Origin of the sequence: Paraprevotella clara YIT 11840 (assembly GCF_000233955.1) — a bacterium.
Classification (GTDB): Bacteria; Bacteroidota; Bacteroidia; order Bacteroidales; family Bacteroidaceae; genus Paraprevotella; species Paraprevotella clara.
Window position 1 is genome coordinate 1 of record NZ_JH376715.1, and the last position, 291, is coordinate 291.

Sequence of the window (291 nt, forward strand, 5' to 3'; positions counted from 1 at the left end):
TATTTTTTTTGGAATAACAAGTATTTTGTATTTTTTTTCTCAAAAAAAATGTCATTTGTTATTTATCATTTGTCTTTTTTCTTGTGTAGTACTCTATATTCTTCGTAGCATTGACTGATAGCCTCTAATACTTGTAAGTCGTTGGCTGTCATTATAAAATCATTAGAATAATTGCAAGAACGTATGATTTCTTCTAATTCGCTGCGGTCTACTTGCAATAGTTCTAAGAGGGTTTCGCGGTCGTAACGAGTAGAAAGGGCATCGCTTAGCTTATTGTCTTTCTTTATATCG

At 32.0% G+C, this 291-nt stretch carries 1 protein-coding gene; it reads right to left on the minus strand.

Going from position 1 to position 291, the window contains the following annotated elements; translation table 11 throughout:
• Positions 1-65 precede the first annotated feature (65 nt).
• On the minus strand, positions 66-291 hold a 226-nt coding region (locus HMPREF9441_RS18895), incomplete at its 5' end, for a hypothetical protein (RefSeq protein ID WP_008623742.1).